The organism is Rothia endophytica (genome assembly GCF_039543885.1).
Taxonomy (GTDB): domain Bacteria; phylum Actinomycetota; class Actinomycetes; order Actinomycetales; family Micrococcaceae; genus Rothia; species Rothia endophytica.
Genome location: NZ_BAABKP010000002.1, coordinates 271,542 through 288,045, shown reverse-complemented (window position 1 = coordinate 288,045; position 16,504 = coordinate 271,542). Strand labels below are relative to the sequence as shown.

Below are 16,504 nucleotides of genomic sequence, written 5' to 3'. Positions count from 1 at the left end.
CTTTCTGCCCACCGCCCGGTCTGCCCTCTAGGGGCAAGGCGGGCGGTGCTAGTCTTAAAACCATGAGTGAACAGCAGAGCACGAGCACCCCCCAGACCGATATAGACCCCAGAGCCGGTGCGCTGGTCCTGGGTGGCACCCCTATCGGTAATCTGCAGGATGCTTCCCCGCGCCTGCGTCACGCCATGGCTACTGCCGATGTGATTGCTGTGGAAGATACCCGCACCCTGCGCCGTTTGGCGTCGGGGCTCGACGTGCAGACCCGCGGGCGGGTTCTGGTCAACCATGACCACAATGAGGCTGCACGAGCATCCCAGATTGTCGATGCTGTTGCAGCGGGGCAAACGGTGCTGCTGATGTCTGATGCCGGTATGCCCGCGGTCTCTGACCCGGGCTATGTAGCTGCTGCCGCTGTGGCTGATGCTGGGCTTCCCGTTACCGCCGTGCCTGGTCCATCGGCTGTTGTCACGGCGCTGGCGGTCTCTGGCCTGCCCAGCGGGCGTTTTACCTTTGAGGGCTTTCTGGCACGCAAAGGCTCTGACCGCACCAAAAGGCTCGCAGCCCTGGCTGCAGAAGAGCGCACCATGGTGTTCTACGAGTCTCCCCACCGCCTGGTTGCCACGTTAGCTGATTTCGCTCAAACCTTTGGTGCTCATCGCCGGGCAGCGGTCTGCCGTGAGCTCACCAAACTTCACGAAGAAGTTGCACGCGGCACTCTGACCGAACTGGTTGAGTGGAGCGAATCCAAGCAAATACGTGGTGAAATTGCCATCGTTGTGGAGGGAGCCGAACCTCCTGCTGCCCAAGATGCCGAAAGCCTTACGGAACTCGTCCTTGAACTGGTGGACGGCGGGGTACGGCTCAAAGACGCCTGCGCGCAGGTAGCAACAGCTCAGGGAGTCTCTAAACGGGATCTCTACGAGGCAACGCTGGCTGCCCGCGATCACCACTAACCTGCAATTCAACATGAGGCTGGGGGGACAGCTCGCTCAAGATGCCCCATCCCTCACCTGCCTACCGTGATACGGAAGAGAAACTTATGTGCACTAGCCACCACACCATGACAGCTGAAGATCTAGCAGAACTAGCGGCGCGCTTTGCCGGTACCCTTCCATCTCAGAATGAGCTGACGGCATCCATCTTTGAAACCCCGCTGCCTGTCCCGGAAGGGCAGGTTCCTCCCGCCTATGAACCCGAGCGCTACGCTCTTGCCGGTGAAGAAAGCGGGGAGGGGACGCGTCGCAGGTCAGAGCAGGGGCAGGATGGGAGGCGCCGTAATCTTGCGTTTCCCCCGGCGCCCGTACCGCTGCCCTATGCGATTGTCGATAACCATACCCACATGGACTTGCTGGACGGCGAGGTGGCGGTTACTGCCCGGGATGCCCTAGATACCGGTGAAGCACTGGGTATTGGGGCTATTGTGCAGGTGGGCTGCGATGTTCCCAGTTCCCTCTATGCGGTTAGAGTTGCTCACGCTGATGCGCGCGTGCTGGCAGCTATTGCCCTGCACCCCAATGAGGCACCCAAGCTTGAAGAAGCTGGTCAGCTGGACGCCGCGCTGAACGTGATTGAAAAGCTGGCGCAGGATGAGCGGGTACGCGCCATTGGTGAGACTGGTCTAGACTATTTCCGCACCGGTGAGGAGGGGGTGGAGGCACAGCAACGCTCCTTCCGAGAGCATATCCGTATCGCGAAAACCTACGGCAAGGCTCTGCAGATTCACGATAGGGATGCCCACGAGGACGTAGTGCGCATTCTGAAGGAGGAGGGTGCCCCTGAAACCGTTATTTTCCACTGCTATTCCGGGGATCCTGACCTCGCTGAGATTTGTAATGTTGAGGGCTGGTATATGAGCTTTGCGGGCACGGTGACCTTCAAGAATTCTCAGGGGATTCAAGAGTCACTGAAACTTGCCCGCCGTGATTTGATTTTGGCTGAGACCGATGCACCCTTCTTAACACCGCACCCCTTCCGTGGGCGTCCCAACGCTTCTTACATGACCAACTACACCGTGCGTTTTATGGCGCAGTACCTAGACGCTGATCTTGAGGAACTCTGCCGGGACATCCGCGCTAATTCTCTGGATGCTTACGGTAGCTGGGGCGTAGAGGGTTTCTGAAGCCTCTAGAGGTACCTTTTGTAGCGAATTCAGAGGTAGTTGTTGGTATTAGAATGTTTTCATTGGGCGGCCTCTTTAACTGTGCCCCAGGAGAAAAGATGTGGAGAAGAGATGGGTGAAAGTTTCACGCCCCAAGCCAGCATTATCATTCCTGCTTATAACGCAGCTGACACCATTGCTGATCAACTTGATGCTCTCTGCCAGCAGGTTGATGCACCAGAATTTGAAGTGATTATTGCTGATAATGGTTCAACCGATACCCTTCGGGGCGCTGTTGAGCCCTTTAAGCAGAGACTAAACGTGCGGGTCATTGATGCCTCGGCCAAAAAGGGGCAATCCTTTGCACGTAACTTAGCCGTGTGGGAAGCGCAAACGAATTTTATTCTTAGCTGCGATGCTGACGATATTGTGGGTGAGCACTGGGTCAATAGAATTTACCAGCATATTTCAACGTCTGACTGCCAAGTCGCGACACCAATCGCTGTTTTTTACCCGCACCTGGGGGAGACCGGGCCTCATAAATATTCTGGCAATATCCCCACTGAACCTCATATTTCCTTGGGTTATAAGATTTTTGCCCCAACCAGCTCTACTGGCTATCGTCGTTCAACTTTTATTGAAATAGGTGGAATGGACGAAACCTATAACCGGGGGTGCGAGGACATCGATTTTTCCTGGCGCATGGTTGAGTCGGGGCGTAGCCTCGTATGGGAACAAGAAGCCGTACTGTTTTATAGAGCTCGGAATGAAGAAAAAGACCTTTTCGTGCAGTTCTTTCGATACGCTCGTGAAGATATTCTTTTGTGGAAGAGACTGAAAGACCGTGGTGTCCATCTGCCCACCTTTTCTTTTGCAAAGGTTTGTAAAAGAGCCCTTGCTGTTCTTCTACGGTATCCAAGAAGGCGCACCAGAGGGGACCTTATTGACTACGCAAAGAGAATTGGTACCCTAAGCGGCTATGTTCAATACAGAATTCTTAGACAAAAAAGCAAACCGATATTTTTGCAGGAAAGTATTTCTACCATTAGTGAGTAAGAAATTTAAGATTGACTGATTCAAGAATAGTCTCCCGTCGTGTCCTATCTCTGGCTGATTCCGAAAGAATAAATGGGTTTCTTAGCCAGCTTTCAAGGAGAAGCGTCGAGGTCTTTCAAGCTGTTGGCGGATTGAGTGAGTGAAGGCTCTGGGCAGGATTTATTAGGTAGCTGATAACTGGGCTTACATTTCCAGCAAGTGTGATTTTTCTATGAAAGTAGTGCGCCCCAATCTAGCGTCCTGGGAGGGGCAAACAGCGTCTAGAGTGAAGAGAAAGATTCTGGGAGCCCAAGAGCCGTGACCCTAGTTGGAAAAGAAAGGAAGCGGGTAAGAATAAGGACTCGCGTTTACCGCTTGCGGAGCAGACGTGCGGCTACCGCTTTCGATATATCAGAAATGCTCTCGCCTAGACGGTAAATGTTATTTCTTCATGAGTCGAACTGGAACCACTAGGTAGGCAACAGCCCAGGCCACGGGTAGGGCGTGCATGAGGCCAAGGGCGAGCGGCCATTCGCCGGTACCCCAGTTGTGCCCACCAAACCAGATGGCGAAGGGCAGAGCAAAAATAAGGGCGCCGCTTGCTGCCAGGTAGAGGTAGGTTCGGTCAGATGACCGCCAGCCATAAACGGCAGCAAAGAGCACGAAGGTAACCAGCCAGACCCAGTGGTGGGTCCACGAAATGGGGGAGAGCAGAAGCCCCAGCACCGCCACAGTGCTCACAGCTCCCACTGTCTGCCCCAGGGCGTGCAGCTTCTTGCACGCCCAGTAGGTAAGCACCAGTACTGTCAGGGCTGATGCCGCGAATAGGGCGGTTGCCACCGGGGCGGGGAGAATCATGGACCAGCTACCCAGCAGGTTGTAGTTCAGTGCTCCGGTGATACTGCCAACCCTGTCGGACTCAAAGATTTTCTCGGTGAAGAATTCGAGGGCATGGTGGGGCATAACGGCGAAACTTAGCGCGATGCCTGCCAGCCCGGTGCCGATAAAGCGCGCCAGAGACTTCCAATCCTTCGTTGCTAGGAAGTACAGAGCGAAAATGGCGGGGGTTAGCTTAATGCTGGCGGCCAGCGCCATGAGTACGCCGTGCCAGCGGGTGCCGCGCAGGTAAATTGCGTCGGTGAGGATCAGTAACACCAGAAAGAGATTGATTTGCCCTAGCTCCATATTGAAGCTGATGGGGAAAAATTTAAGAAAAAGCGGTGTCAGCCAGAGCCCGCTTGCCAGCGCCACCCGTCGGCTGACGTCCAGCCCGCGCAGAGTGAGGTAACTGACCAGCACCAGAGCAACCACATTGAGCACCAGGAAGGCTGGACCAGCAGCCTGAGCGTTAGTGAGTAAGACAAAGGGTGCAAAAACCAGCGCAGCCAACGGTGGGTAGGTGAAACCGTAAATTTCTTCTGGAGGAAGAGCCCAGTTATAAAGATTACCGGTGGTCAGCCAGCTCTTGACCGCACCGTAGTAGACGTTCAGGTCGAAGAAAACCCGGGGCTCCATCTTCTCATTCCACAAAAAGGGGTAGAGGCTAATCACCGTCAGCAGAAGCCCTGTCACTATTGCCACGTTGCTGGTCAGCCCAGAGCTGAGGGCGGCAGGGGATGCACCTGTGTGCTGAGATGCTGTGGTCTGTGAGGTTGATGCTGCGGAGCGAGGGCGCATGACCGTCCTGGTAGTGGTTTGGGTAGTACAAGAGAAGAGTCTACCGTCCGGGCAAATCTTAGCCAGACGCTCACCTGCTGGTGACGTGGTCACCATGAGGCTAGCTCCCTCTTTGAGTCACCTGGCATATAGACTGGTGGGGTGACTGAAGAACCTGCACCCACCACTCAAGACCTGCTCGGCGCCCAAGAAATCCGCGAACTGGCCGATATGCTCGGTATCCGCCCCACCAAAACCCTGGGGCAGAATTTCGTGATTGACCCCAACACCATTCGCCGTATCATCGCTACCGCTAAAATTAGCCCTGATGAAACGGTGGTTGAGGTTGGTCCTGGGCTGGGTTCTTTGACTCTGGGAATCCTGGATGCCGCTAAAGACATGGTGGCTGTGGAGATAGATCCGCCTCTGGCAGAACAACTCCCTGCAACAATTGCCAAGATGCGCCCGGGCTCAGAAGCACGTATTGATGTCGTGCTGTCGGATGCCATGAAGGTCACCGAACTGCCTAGAACCCCCAGCGCGCTGGTAGCTAACCTGCCCTATAACGTAGCGGTTCCCGTCCTCTTGCACATGTTTGCGCAGTTCCCTTCTATTGAGCATGCTTTGGTGATGGTGCAGGACGAGGTCGCTGACCGCCTGGCAGCCAAGCCCGGTTCTAAGATTTACGGGGTGCCCAGCGTTAAGGCCAACTGGTTCGCAGAAGTCTCCAAGGCGGGAGTGATAGGCACTAACGTCTTCTGGCCAGCTCCTAAAATCAAATCAGGTCTGGTTGCCTTTGAACGACGCGCACAGCTACTTTCTGACCTACCGCGGCAAGAGATCTTTGCCATTATTGACGCCGCATTCGCTCAGCGTCGTAAGACCCTGCGCGCTGCCCTGTCTACCTGGGCAGGTTCAGGTGCCCGCGCTGGCTCTCTTCTTGAAGCTGCGGGTATTGACCCTCAGCTACGCGGTGAAAAGCTGGATATTCACGACTTCATCAAAATTGCTGAAGCTGCCCGTACGGTGCCGGCGGTAGGAGAAGCCTAATGTCTGTATCGGTCAAGGCTACCGCTCCGGGCAAGGTCAACCTGTATTTTGCGGTTGGCCCTCTTAAGTCTGATGGGTACCACGATGTCGCGTCTCTTTATGCTGCGGTGGACATTCTAGAAACAGTTACTCTGACGGAAACCGATGCTCCTGGGATTAGTCAGTCGATGAGTGTTGCTCCCGGTTCACCGGTGGCTCAGCAGATGGAGTTAGGCGCTTTTGACCCCTCCGTAGTGCCTCTGGACCACACTAATCTTGCCTACCGCGGTGCTGCTGCGGTGCTGGGTGAAGCTGGGCTGAGCCCGGCTGATGTCTGCCTGAACCTGCACATTGAAAAGGCGGTGCCCGTTGCCGGTGGTATGGGCGGCGGTTCGGCTGATGCCGCAGCGGCTATGAAAGCGATGAATTCTTACCTGGCGCAAACTGGCAGGCTTTCACAGGAGCTACCGCACAACCGGTTGTTGCAACTTGCAACTCCACTGGGGGCAGATGTCCCCTTCGCCCTGTTGGGTGGGCTGGCTGTTGGGCAGGGCATCGGTGACCGCCTCCAAGCAATTCCCTTACCTGAGGGCGTTGAGCCGCTTCGTTTTGGTTTTGTGCCATCGGTCTCTGGCCTGTCAACGCCTGCAGTTTTTCGTGAGCTGGACGCCGGCAGGGAGAGGGGCCGCTACCCTTCCCCCGATGAAAACTTGCAAGTGCCACAGCAGCTTATTGCTACTCTGACATCACCGGCTCCGCTGACCGAGCGCCTGCCTCTCATTTCTAGTCTTTTGCGCAATGATCTTGCTGCTCCCGCTCTCAGCCTGCTCCCTGATTTGGAGCAAACCCTGGCAGTGACAGCAGAAGACCCAGGTGTAACGGCATGTTTTGTATCAGGATCCGGCCCTACGGTCGCCTATATCTCACAGTGAGTTAGCTGAAAGAACCTGCAGTCTACCCCTGAGGCGTGGGTAGAATGAGAGCTGTTCTTTTCAGATTGCAGTGACTGTGTAGGGAATTATGCTCAGCAATATTCGCAACCTTTTTTATCTGGTTGATTTCCCGGTGAAAACCAAATTGGCGTTAGCGGTGATCGGCGCCTTCATCGTTTCCCTGCTTGAAATATTTGGTGTAGCTGCAACCTATCCGCTCATCTTGCTGGTTTCAGGGCAAAGTATTGAAAGCGGACCCCTAGCCACTCTTGCTCAGCTTCTGGGAACCACTGATAGGCAACGCCTGATTGCACTTACCGGAATAATAGTTGTATCTGCATTTATCGGAAAATCATTGTTTACTATTGGCTTCCGATGGTGGCAAAGCGGTTTTGTCAACAAAATGGAACTGTCCGCAAGAGTCAATCTGCTGGGCCTTTACCTAGACTCTCCCTACCCGGACCACAAGAAACGGGAACTCTCCAAAATCCATACCAACCTCGTGACATCAATGGCTCAGGCCTATCGAATGAGTATCTTTGGAGGGTTGAGCCTGCTGACAAACCTCATGACGATCACCCTCATGCTCATCATTGTTTTCATTCTCTCACCACAGGTTGCCATTATTGCTGTACCTATTTTTGGTGCCGTGGGGTATGCCATTCCCGCCCTTTCTAAAAGACAGCTAGAAAAAATTAGCCATCAGATCACAAAGGCTGATCAAATCTCCTGGTTCTCATCAATGCCAGCTTTATCAGCTTTCCGAGAGATGCGATTGTTCTCCGTGGGAGATCAGTTTGTGGAGAAATATAAGCGCGGCGTTGAAATGAGCGCTAAGGCCCAACGCCAACAGGGTCTGGTCAACGAGCTACCTAAAAACATTATGGAAATCGTTTTTATTGTTAGCATTGCGTCCCTGGCAGTCTTTATGTTTTCTACCCGGGACCAAGCAGAAGCAATTGCAACTATGGGCGTTTTCAGCGTGGCCGCTGTACGTCTTATGCCCGCCATTAACTCAGCTATGGCCTCTCTTAACGTCGTAAGATCTGGGACTGCTGGTGTGCTCCTTCTCAACAGAGAAATTGAGTACTTCAAGGGTATTTCACGGTATTCAGCACTACCTTCTTCGAACACTGTTTTCACCGGCGATGTTGATGTTCAAGGGGTTAGCTTCCAATATGACCCGGCAGCTGAACCGGTCTTAAAGAATATCTCTATCTCAATTCCCGCAAACAAAACGGTAGCTTTTGTAGGGTCTAGCGGATCTGGAAAATCGACTCTGGTTGATATTATTTTGGGTATGCTCCCACCCACCCAGGGATCTGTCACCTGTGGCGGAATCCCTATTAGCGCTGATCTCAAGGCGTGGCAACAGCAACTGGGCGTCGTGCCGCAAAGTGTTTATGTGCTCCCAGGGAATCTCAAGGAGAACGTTGCTTTTGGTTTACCCGAGACTGACATCGATGATGCACAGGTAATCTCTGCTTTAGCTCATGCTGAGCTGAATGAACTAGTCGATAGCCTACCGAACGGCATTACAGAAGACTTAGGGCAGGACGGCGGCAGGTTATCTGGCGGGCAACGTCAGCGACTGGGGATTGCCCGTGCGCTGTATCGCACCCCCAAATTACTGGTTTTGGATGAGGCTACATCAGCTCTAGATAACAAGACCGAGCATAAGATCACGCAGACTATTGAAGGTTTAGCTGGTGAAATGACGATCGTGATGGTGGCTCACCGCCTGTCTACTATCAAAAAAGCAGACATTATTTACTATATGAAAAATGGTGAAGTAGTGAACCAGGGAAGCTTCGAGGAACTTTCTGAGCTGAACCCTGAATTCAAAGAACTTGTAGAGCTAGGTAAACTGTAGGCCAGATTTTTTCTATGAGTAGATGCACGGGAAACTAGCGGATGACGAATAATAGGACAATCTATTTTTTAGTAGATGAATTTCCGAGGCTTGGTGGAGCTGAGACTGTGACGGACAGATTGGCATCGGAGCTTACGGAAAGAGGTGAGCGTGTAGTTGTCCTTGCCAAAACCTCTGGTATGAAGCTACCCAGGGAGGGTGCATACACAGTTGAATATTGGTCTCCTTTCTCTTTTGCTCTAAAGCAGTCGGTTCTTAGGCAAATTTCATTGAGGCAAGTTCCTCGTGGGCTTTTCCTGTTTGCTCTTAAGAGATCTGGTTTCCTTAATAAATTTGTTGATGTTTCTGCGGCGATAATTACTAAAAAGAAAATTCGTCGGTGGAATTCTTCTGACATAATTATATCTACTCGGGCAGATATTCTGCTGCAGTTAATATCTTCTTCTGCATTTGATGTTGAGGGTAAACCTCTGATAATTAATCAATTTCACACGTCCTTAAACCCTCTTGGTGAATATGGCGCCTTTATCGAAGAGGCAAGGCGTTCTCTGAAATTAATTGATGGTTTTACTGTGCTGAGCGAAAATTGCAGGAACAGTTTTATAAACGATTGGTGCATTCCTACTCTCGTTCTAGCTAATCCTAATCCGCCGCTCAACAAATTTTCTATTTCATCTTTTGAAAAGAGAATTGTTATAGCCTCTCGTTTAGTTGAGAGCAAGCAGGTAGATATTGCTATTAAGGCCTTTTCCCGTTTTGTCCAAGACCCGCTCTATGAAGATTGGTGCCTGGAAATCTTCGGTGATGGAAGTGAACGTCATGCTCTAGAAAGTATGGTCCAGAATTTAGGTTTGGGAAAATCAGTTTTTTTCAGAGGTCAAGCCAGAACACCCGAGGAAATTTTTTCGAGGGCCAGCATTCATCTCATGACATCAAGATTTGAAGGGCGCCCAATGGTTATCCAAGAAGCTGCGTGTTTTGGAATACCAAGTATCGCTTTCGATGTAAGCGGTGGGACGCACGAATTGGTCAAGTCTTTGGACGGAGTTCTCGTTCAGCCAGGAGACACCGAGCAGCTGCTATCTGAACTAAAGAAAATGGCGGTAAATAGACTCCGGCTCGAGCAAAATTCATTGAAGGTCAGGTCTAAGACTAACCAATATGACCCATCAACAATAGTAGATACTTTTTTGCGGTGGGTTGAGGAAATTCGGCATTAGGTTTCAAAGGTTGTTTGGTAGCGTTTGATAGTGGAAAGGTGGAGAATCAAATTCGCGGACATTCAGTAGTTATTATTTCTAGTCAGGTACCTAAAATGGAACCCACCAGCGCCGGTGAGCGGTTGGTCGGTGAACTTTGTGAGGCCCTCAGTTCCCATGGGCACACCCCTCTGGTCATTGCCCCCCACCCCCGTAATGGTTTGGCCCAGCAGTACGCTGTGGCTCACCGTTTCCTTGATATGGATAAATTCAGCCGCATTCAAAAGTGGAGGGATCCGGTAGGTACCTGGACTCCCAACCTGGAATTCTTGCTTGCTGTGCGAAATGACCCCACGGCCATGAAACTTCTGCAATCTGCAGAAATTATTGATATGCAGTGGTCGGTTAATATTATGCTTGCCCCTTGGCTTCGCCGGGTAAACCCCTCAGCACGGCTCATTGGCACCTACCACGATATTAATGAACAGCGATTTAAACGCAGGTCTGCAGCTGAAACCAGCGCAAAAAAAGCGCTGGTCTGGTCTGTGCAAGCCGAAATATCAGGGTGTTTCGATGCTGTTTCTGCTGGGTACCTTGATACGGCCGTAGTTCTTTCTGCTAAAGATGCAGGTTTGTTGAAAATCCGCCAAACGGACGTCGGCAAGGTTGAGACTATCCTCCCTCCTGTTTATCTGGGTAACAGCGTCCCCCTAGCCCGAGCTGCACGTAGCAAGCATCTTCTCTTTGTGGGAACCATGTACCGCTGGGAGAACCACCAGGCTGTCCAGTGGCTGATTGAAAAGGTTCTGCCTCTCGTCTGGCAAAAGGACCCCGAGGTTACGCTGAAGGTAGTAGGGGAGAGCCCCTCCACCGATCTCCTACGGTTAGGTCAAGATTCCCGCATAGAATTTACGGGGTTCTTGCAGGAAATAGAGCCCGCTTATGCCGAGGCAACCGCAGTGGTTGCCCCCATCCAGCTGGGCAGCGGCGTCAAATTTAAAACTTTGGACGCTATTTTGCGCGCTGTTCCCGTCATTGCCACAGTGACCGGTGTCGAAGGTATCGCTCAGGTGAGCTGGGCATCAAAAATAGCTCACAACCCGCAGGAGTTTGCTCGTGCGATACTCGATGTGGTGGGTAACCCTGCAACCTACCAGGCAAAAGCAGACGAGGTCTGCTTAGAAGCTAAGCGCATTTATTCACAGCAGAGCTACCGAGCGAGAATTGGGAAAATCTATGGCAAGAACCATTCCTGAAGTTTCGGTGGTGATACCGGCTTATAACGCTGCCGACTTCATCAGAGAACAGCTTGATGCTCTATTATCAGGTACTTTTCTACCCGGTGAGATTGTTGTTTCTGATAATGGTTCTACCGACACCACTGCTAGTCTCGTGCAGTCCTATGGCGATTCAGTAGTCCCAGTAAGAGTGGTGGACTCATCATCGCGTCAAGGTGTTTCGTATGCGCGAAATAAGGGAGCTGAAAAAGCCAATGGTAAGAAACTGCTGATTTGTGATGCAGACGATGTGGTGGATTCGCGTTGGGTTGAGCAAATGTCTCTGCATCTTGATTCTTGCGATCTTGTGGGAAGTGGCTATCAACATCTTGTGAGGCAGGCCAATGGCGACTATACGCTAGGTCACCTTTTTGTCAATCAGCCTGAGGTCTTTGATGGGCGCAGGTATCTACTGGGCGCAACTATAGGTTTCAGAAGGGATGTATTTGAGTCCCTCCATGGGTTTGATATGTCTTACAGAGGTGGGCATGACGAGGTTGATTTTTGTTTGAGAGCCTCTGCACACGGATATACTCAAGGTTGGATTCCAGAGCCCCTCATTCTTTACCGCCAACGTCCATCGCATAAGGGGTTGGCACAGCAGTCACGGAACTACGGGCGAACCTGGATACAACTGGCCCAGAACTTTTCACCTGTTTACGACCATCACATCCCTTCCCTGAAGCTCATGATTCGTAAGGTAGTGCCCCAAGTACCTGGCATGCTCTTGAAAAAGCAGATGAGCTGGGAAGAACTCAGGGGTTTCTACTGGAACGTGGGAAGACTTGAGGGCGTTATCAAGTACCGGGTGTTCAGGAGGACTCCGCAGCGCAATCTGCATAGCTCGGTACCTGATAGCCCTCGCTAAGAGCCTGCTAGAAGCCACCCTCGGTTGTGCAAAGACTGTTCTATACTTCTCCACATCGAGAGGTATAAAAAGTTCGCGTGGACATGCTCTGACGCCCGGTGGCCCTTCTGCGCCACTTCTTGAGGGTCTTCTAGTAATTGGTTGATGCGCAGACTCCACGCTTCAGGATCACCCTGCGGATGGTAGTAGGCTACCTGATCGTCAAAGTAGTCTCTCATAGCAGCGGACTCGGTGAGGAGCAGAGCTGCTCCAGTGGCTGCCGCTTCGAGGGCAACAGTTTGCCCGGTAGGATAGGCAAGCTCAACCGTTGGAATCGCTAGAATGGATGACTCATGCAAGACCTTAACGTACTCTTCAAAAGGTACCAGCCCATGAAAGATTATGTTGCTGGGCAAATCGATTCCTGCCACTGACTCGGGCCTGGTATAGAGGTGGATATCCGCATTGATAGTCCGAGCTGCTTCAATCAGGGTTGCATAATCCCTGCCCCGATCAAACCCGACTGCTGATATCAGCCCCGGCTTCTTCATATGCGGGCTGTGACTAAACAATTCTGGTGCAAATCCAAAGGATATAGCCTCCACCCGTTCCCGGGGAAATCCCGCATCGACGAGGATGTCTACCTGATTCGAGCTCAAAACGAAGATAAGATCAACCGCCGAGTATTTTTTTACTAGTTCAGTCCGCTCCGAGGTTGATGCCTGCAACAGCTCCTCAGCCAGCCAGCAAGAAATCATTGCTAGAGGCTTAGACGCATATGGGGGGATGTTTTTGCTTTTAAGTAGAGCAGGAAATTGAGCATGTTGTTCAAGAAAACAGAGGACAGCCTCGCTCTTGACTACACGCGGTATGAGTTGCAGAGCTTTGAGAATAGGGTAGCCAGCACGATGTTCAAGCACATCACGGATTTTAATGAGTGGCTGCCGCTTCGCATCTGCACCATCGTAAACAGTGTGGCCTAGTTGTTGTCTGAGTAGATTGACCCCGTACGGGCCTTGCTCAACGCTTCCTGAACAGAGGACGGAAATAGATGCCATTGATACAACAAACCTTTTGCGAATACTTTACTTATTATCTGCGCGAATAAATGTGAATAATGAGCCGTAGCGTTTTGCCTTATCTGACACTTTCTTCATCAGATTTTATGAGACCAGATCGCTGAGTTCCATCCAGCGCATCTCTAATTCTTCAATCTCGTCCTGTAGGGCCTGTTGCTGGGCGCCAAGTTTGGCAAGACCCACGTAATCAGCTTGGTCGTGAACCACCATTTTTTGGGCCAGAGCCTCTTTTTGATCAGCTAGTTTGCTCAGTTTACGGTCAATCTGGTTGATTTCTTTTTGGGCGGCTCTCGCTTCAGCTCCGCCAACCTTTGGGATCTCAGCGGCAGCAGCGTCCTGCTTACCCAAAGGGGAAGAATCAACGGCGGCGCTGGACGGCGCAGAGGCCGCTTGAGCAGATAGCTGCAAGTACTGGTCGACGCCGCCGGGCAGGTGGCTGAAGGTGCCGTTCACCAGCGCGTATTGCTGGTCGGTCACACGTTCCATGAGATAGCGGTCGTGGGAGACCACCAGAAGGGTGCCCGGCCAGGTGTCCAGAAGATCTTCCATAGCTGCCAGCATGTCTGTATCAAGGTCGTTCGATGGCTCACCCAGCAGCTAGATGGCAGATGCAAGAGGAGCACCTGTCTGTCATGGAGACTCGACTACCCACCCGACCACCGGCTTCCGAGATCAAGGCTCTCATATACACGCGAGCCTCGATGGATCGTCACTACCTCATGCGCTCGACCGACGATCAGGAGACGGACTGCCGCGCCTGGTGCGCGCAGCAGACGTGGAATGTCGGCAGGGTCATCACCGATGCCAATCGATCTGCATCGAAGTGGCGCACCCGCGAGCGTGAGGGGTTCGAGGAGGCTCTCCACCTGATCGCCTCCAAGAAGTATGACGCGTTCGTGACGTGGGAGCCCTCCCGCGCCGGACGTGAGCTACTGGCGTACGTGCAACTGCGTGCGGCTTGTCAGGAAGCCGGTGTGCTCTACCTAACGAAGGGCCGGGTCTATGACTTTTCCCGCCATGACGACAGCTTCATGATGGGGCTGGAGTTCCTCACTGCGGAGAAGGACGCCGCGGTGATCCGGGACCGGCAGCTGCGCACCGTGCGGCTCAACGCGCAGAAGGGTCGCCCACACGGTCGGCTCCCCTACGGGTACCGCAGGGTGTATGACGAGCAGACGCGTGCGCTGGTTCGTCAGGAGATCGACCCGGGAAAGGCCTCGATCATCATCACGGCCGTCGATGAGATTCTGGACGGGGTCTCGATCAACAACATCGTGACTCGCCTGAATCGCGCGGGGGTGCCGACCCCGATGAAGCCGACGTCCGACCAGTCGCGAGGTTGGATGAGCTCAACCCTGCGCCAACTCATCAAGAGTCCAACGATTGCGGGCCTGCGCATGTATCAGGGCGAGGTCATCGGTGAAGCGGACTGGCCGGCGATCGTTCCGGTCGAAAAGTGGGAGAAGGTCAACCAGATCCTTGCGGACCGGGCTCGCCGTACTCGGTACGTGGAGGAAGGCAACCATAGTCACCCCAGGTGGCTGCTGTCATTCATTGCCAGGTGCGGCTTCTGTTCGCACCCCTTGGTGCGCATTCATGGTGCCGTGGATCGCAAGCGGACTGGGATGCCTCGCGACAACTACATCTGCGGGAAAGTGGGGTGCCGGAAGGTCAGTATCGACATTCCCTACACGGACGCTTACGTCACCGGCGCACTACTTGGTTGGCTGTCCAAGCCTGAGAGCCTAGCGGTCATTCTGGGCCCGGACGACAACTGGAACGAGCGGGTCCGCGAAGCCCAGGACCATGTCGCAGCACTGCGCAGGCGCCTCGCCGACGCAGCGGGCGAGTATGCACAGGGCCGGATCAGCATGACGATGCTGGCCGATGTCGAGGAACGCCTCAAGCCCGAGATCGAACGTGCCGCGAAAGCCGCCGTTCCCCCGGTCGCCGACAGGCAACTCCTCGCACTGATCCAGACGAAGGATCTGGATGCCGCATGGGAAGCTCTCGACCTGGTCGAGAAGCGCCGCATGCTCAAGATGCTGCTCGACATCCGGATCGAGAAGGCCAAGACCATGGGCGGCCGCTTTGATCCGGCACGGATCAAGATCACTCCTCGGTTCTCGGTTCCCGAGACATATCAATGGAGGCGACCAGAATCGTCCTGACCGCTGCGCCCTGACGGTCAGTCGGCGGTAGGAACGACGCGCCGAGCTCTCGCCCCAGCTCCTGGAGCCGCGAGAGCTCGGCGCTCGTCTGCTGAGCTGCGGTACTCATCGCAGTTCCCCGGTGCGCGGATCGGCGCCTGCGAAGAAGGCGTCCTCGGCGGCGCGGCGTTCGGCGACTCGTGCGGCGACGTACTCGACGAAGTCGGCATCGCGGTCGGCGACGAACACGTCCTCGACCGGGTCGGCGGGGTCCTCGCCGGGCCAGGTCGTCTGCCTGGTTGGCCGGTCGCGATCCAGGCGGGTACCGGAGGCGGCGACCCATTCGCGCAGCCTGGCGCGGGCGTCGGCGAAGTCGCGATGCCACCCGAACGGGGCACTGCCGTTCTGCTCGGGGTGGTAGGCACACAGCCAGTGCAGATGCAGCGCTGAGAGCTCCCAGACGAGTTCGTCGTGGCGGTGCCAGAACGGTGGGATGACGCTGGCGGGCAGCCCGTAGGTGCGGCGTGTCGTCTCGACCCACCGGTTCAGGGCGTACCACTCCTTTTCGAGTTCGTCGGCGCGCAGCAGGTACCAGTTCACTGGGTGCGGCGGGCCGGGGTCCTCCTCGTCCTCGTCTTCGAGCATCCCCTCGTCGTCGAGGTCGAGCTCGTCCTCGGGCAGCTCCTCCACGGCGGGCTCACCGGGGGTCTCGTGGTCGCGGTCGTCGGTCATGATCGGGACTCCTCGGTGCTCACAGGCCCATGTCCGGCGACTGCCGGTCGGGCCGGTACTCGGGCGCGGCGAACGCGGCAGGCGTCTGCTGCTGCGCCACCTGCCGTTCCGGCTGCTCGGGAACACCGGAACCGGCGGACTGCTGGGCTGCGTCACGTTCGACGGTGGGTCGCTGGGCCTGTTCGCGGCGCGGGGTGCGGTCGACCTCGTAGGTGGTGCGGGCCATGTCGTGACCGAGCGCGGTCGCGACGAACCGCTGCTTCGTCTCGCCGGTGCTCTTGGACTGGTAGTCCTCCATGCGCCCCTCGGCGATGAAGAAGTCGTTCTTGGCGAGTTGCTTGTAGGCGCGCACGGCGACGCCCTTGTAGGCGACGAGGTCGTGGTAGGTGTTCGGCAGACGGGTGTAGGTGCCGTCGTCCTCGTAGTCCCAATGACGCTGCTCGACCTTCGCGTAGAACGCCGCTTTACCCTTCTGAGTGGTGCCCAGCGTCGGCTCGGACTTGATGCGTCCCTTGAAGGACTCGCGGACATCCGCGCCCTGCTCGGGCTGGGTCTCGGGGCCGGTTCCTGGGTTCTCGTGCTCGGCCATCGTGCTGC

The 16,504-nt window shown here is 54.4% G+C and carries 14 protein-coding genes and 1 pseudogene; 10 read left to right on the top strand and 5 right to left on the bottom strand.

What is annotated here, in order from left to right; all coding sequences use genetic code 11:
* Positions 1 to 62: 62 nt before the first annotated feature.
* The 3 genes from rsmI to ABD982_RS07815 all read left to right on the top strand — a co-directional run bounded on the left by rsmI (position 63) and on the right by ABD982_RS07815 (position 3,154).
* Complete coding sequence (rsmI, locus tag ABD982_RS07825) at positions 63 to 953, top strand: 16S rRNA (cytidine(1402)-2'-O)-methyltransferase (protein WP_345446213.1); 891 nt, start codon at positions 63 to 65, stop codon at positions 951 to 953.
* Positions 954 to 1,039: 86 nt separating this feature from the next.
* On the top strand, positions 1,040 to 2,119 hold the full coding sequence (locus ABD982_RS07820; RefSeq protein WP_345446211.1) for a TatD family hydrolase: 1,080 nt from the start codon (positions 1,040 to 1,042) through the stop codon (positions 2,117 to 2,119).
* A 111-nt stretch (positions 2,120 to 2,230) separates the two neighbouring features.
* Entirely contained in the window at positions 2,231 to 3,154 is a 924-nt protein-coding gene (locus tag ABD982_RS07815) for a glycosyltransferase family 2 protein (RefSeq protein ID WP_345446209.1), read from the top strand.
* A 420-nt stretch (positions 3,155 to 3,574) separates the two neighbouring features.
* Here the strand turns inward: ABD982_RS07815 and ABD982_RS07810 are convergent, their stop codons facing one another.
* Positions 3,575 to 4,906 (bottom strand): glycosyltransferase 87 family protein, encoded by a 1,332-nt coding sequence (locus tag ABD982_RS07810; protein ID WP_345446208.1) that lies wholly within the window; start codon positions 4,904 to 4,906, stop codon positions 3,575 to 3,577.
* 45 nt (positions 4,907 to 4,951) lie between these two features.
* Here ABD982_RS07810 and rsmA point away from each other — a divergent pair, with 45 nt between their 5' ends.
* The 6 genes from rsmA to ABD982_RS07780 all read left to right on the top strand — a co-directional run bounded on the left by rsmA (position 4,952) and on the right by ABD982_RS07780 (position 11,967).
* On the top strand, positions 4,952 to 5,839 hold the full coding sequence (rsmA, locus tag ABD982_RS07805) for a 16S rRNA (adenine(1518)-N(6)/adenine(1519)-N(6))-dimethyltransferase RsmA (RefSeq protein WP_425570032.1): 888 nt from the start codon (positions 4,952 to 4,954) through the stop codon (positions 5,837 to 5,839).
* Entirely contained in the window at positions 5,839 to 6,750 is a 912-nt protein-coding gene (locus tag ABD982_RS07800; protein ID WP_345446206.1) for a GHMP family kinase ATP-binding protein, read from the top strand. The genes rsmA and ABD982_RS07800 overlap by 1 nt, the downstream gene beginning before the upstream one ends.
* Positions 6,751 to 6,838: 88 nt before the next feature.
* Positions 6,839 to 8,623, top strand: coding sequence for an ABC transporter ATP-binding protein (locus ABD982_RS07795; protein WP_345446204.1), 1,785 nt, complete (start codon positions 6,839 to 6,841; stop codon positions 8,621 to 8,623).
* Between the two features lie 41 nt (positions 8,624 to 8,664).
* A complete protein-coding gene (locus ABD982_RS07790) occupies positions 8,665 to 9,843 on the top strand; it encodes a glycosyltransferase (RefSeq protein WP_345446203.1) in 1,179 nt (392 codons plus the stop codon).
* A gap of 95 nt (positions 9,844 to 9,938) precedes the next feature.
* A complete protein-coding gene (locus ABD982_RS07785) occupies positions 9,939 to 11,078 on the top strand; it encodes a glycosyltransferase (RefSeq protein ID WP_345446201.1) in 1,140 nt (379 codons plus the stop codon).
* On the top strand, positions 11,059 to 11,967 hold the full coding sequence (locus ABD982_RS07780; RefSeq protein ID WP_345446200.1) for a glycosyltransferase family 2 protein: 909 nt from the start codon (positions 11,059 to 11,061) through the stop codon (positions 11,965 to 11,967). The genes ABD982_RS07785 and ABD982_RS07780 overlap by 20 nt, the downstream gene beginning before the upstream one ends.
* Here ABD982_RS07780 and ABD982_RS07775 read toward each other — a convergent pair.
* Entirely contained in the window at positions 11,964 to 13,004 is a 1,041-nt protein-coding gene (locus ABD982_RS07775; RefSeq protein WP_345446199.1) for a glycosyltransferase, read from the bottom strand. The two genes, ABD982_RS07780 and ABD982_RS07775, sit on opposite strands and share 4 nt — an antisense overlap.
* Before the next feature lie 105 nt (positions 13,005 to 13,109).
* A pseudogene (locus ABD982_RS07770) lies at positions 13,110 to 13,622 on the bottom strand (ABC transporter ATP-binding protein); the annotation flags it as partial.
* Between ABD982_RS07770 and ABD982_RS07765 the strand changes: the two are divergent.
* Positions 13,607 to 15,196: a recombinase family protein gene (locus ABD982_RS07765; RefSeq protein ID WP_345446195.1), complete on the top strand. Its 1,590-nt coding sequence runs from the start codon at positions 13,607 to 13,609 to the stop codon at positions 15,194 to 15,196. The pseudogene ABD982_RS07770 and the gene ABD982_RS07765 overlap by 16 nt on opposite strands.
* A 105-nt stretch (positions 15,197 to 15,301) precedes the next feature.
* Here ABD982_RS07765 and ABD982_RS07760 read toward each other — a convergent pair whose 3' ends face one another.
* Both ABD982_RS07760 and ABD982_RS07755 read right to left on the bottom strand, forming a co-directional pair.
* Positions 15,302 to 15,907 (bottom strand): hypothetical protein, encoded by a 606-nt coding sequence (locus tag ABD982_RS07760; protein ID WP_006213382.1) that lies wholly within the window; start codon positions 15,905 to 15,907, stop codon positions 15,302 to 15,304.
* Between the two features lie 19 nt (positions 15,908 to 15,926).
* Positions 15,927 to 16,496 (bottom strand): single-stranded DNA-binding protein, encoded by a 570-nt coding sequence (locus ABD982_RS07755; RefSeq protein ID WP_006213381.1) that lies wholly within the window; start codon positions 16,494 to 16,496, stop codon positions 15,927 to 15,929.
* Positions 16,497 to 16,504 lie beyond the last annotated feature (8 nt).

Bases quoted from the DNA above. Each gene is read 5' to 3' on its own strand.
- rsmI (WP_345446213.1), top strand. From the start codon at position 63: ATGAGTGAACAGCAGAGCACGAGCACCCCCCAGACCGATATAGACCCC.
- ABD982_RS07820 (WP_345446211.1), top strand. From the start codon at position 1,040: ATGTGCACTAGCCACCACACCATGACAGCTGAAGATCTAGCAGAACTA.
- ABD982_RS07815 (WP_345446209.1), top strand. From the start codon at position 2,231: ATGGGTGAAAGTTTCACGCCCCAAGCCAGCATTATCATTCCTGCTTAT.
- ABD982_RS07810 (WP_345446208.1), bottom strand. From the start codon at position 4,906: ATGGTGACCACGTCACCAGCAGGTGAGCGTCTGGCTAAGATTTGCCCG.
- ABD982_RS07800 (WP_345446206.1), top strand. From the start codon at position 5,839: ATGTCTGTATCGGTCAAGGCTACCGCTCCGGGCAAGGTCAACCTGTAT.
- ABD982_RS07795 (WP_345446204.1), top strand. From the start codon at position 6,839: ATGCTCAGCAATATTCGCAACCTTTTTTATCTGGTTGATTTCCCGGTG.
- ABD982_RS07790 (WP_345446203.1), top strand. From the start codon at position 8,665: ATGACGAATAATAGGACAATCTATTTTTTAGTAGATGAATTTCCGAGG.
- ABD982_RS07785 (WP_345446201.1), top strand. From the start codon at position 9,939: ATGGAACCCACCAGCGCCGGTGAGCGGTTGGTCGGTGAACTTTGTGAG.
- ABD982_RS07780 (WP_345446200.1), top strand. From the start codon at position 11,059: ATGGCAAGAACCATTCCTGAAGTTTCGGTGGTGATACCGGCTTATAAC.
- ABD982_RS07775 (WP_345446199.1), bottom strand. From the start codon at position 13,004: ATGGCATCTATTTCCGTCCTCTGTTCAGGAAGCGTTGAGCAAGGCCCG.
- ABD982_RS07765 (WP_345446195.1), top strand. From the start codon at position 13,607: ATGGCTCACCCAGCAGCTAGATGGCAGATGCAAGAGGAGCACCTGTCT.
- ABD982_RS07760 (WP_006213382.1), bottom strand. From the start codon at position 15,907: ATGACCGACGACCGCGACCACGAGACCCCCGGTGAGCCCGCCGTGGAG.
- ABD982_RS07755 (WP_006213381.1), bottom strand. From the start codon at position 16,496: ATGGCCGAGCACGAGAACCCAGGAACCGGCCCCGAGACCCAGCCCGAG.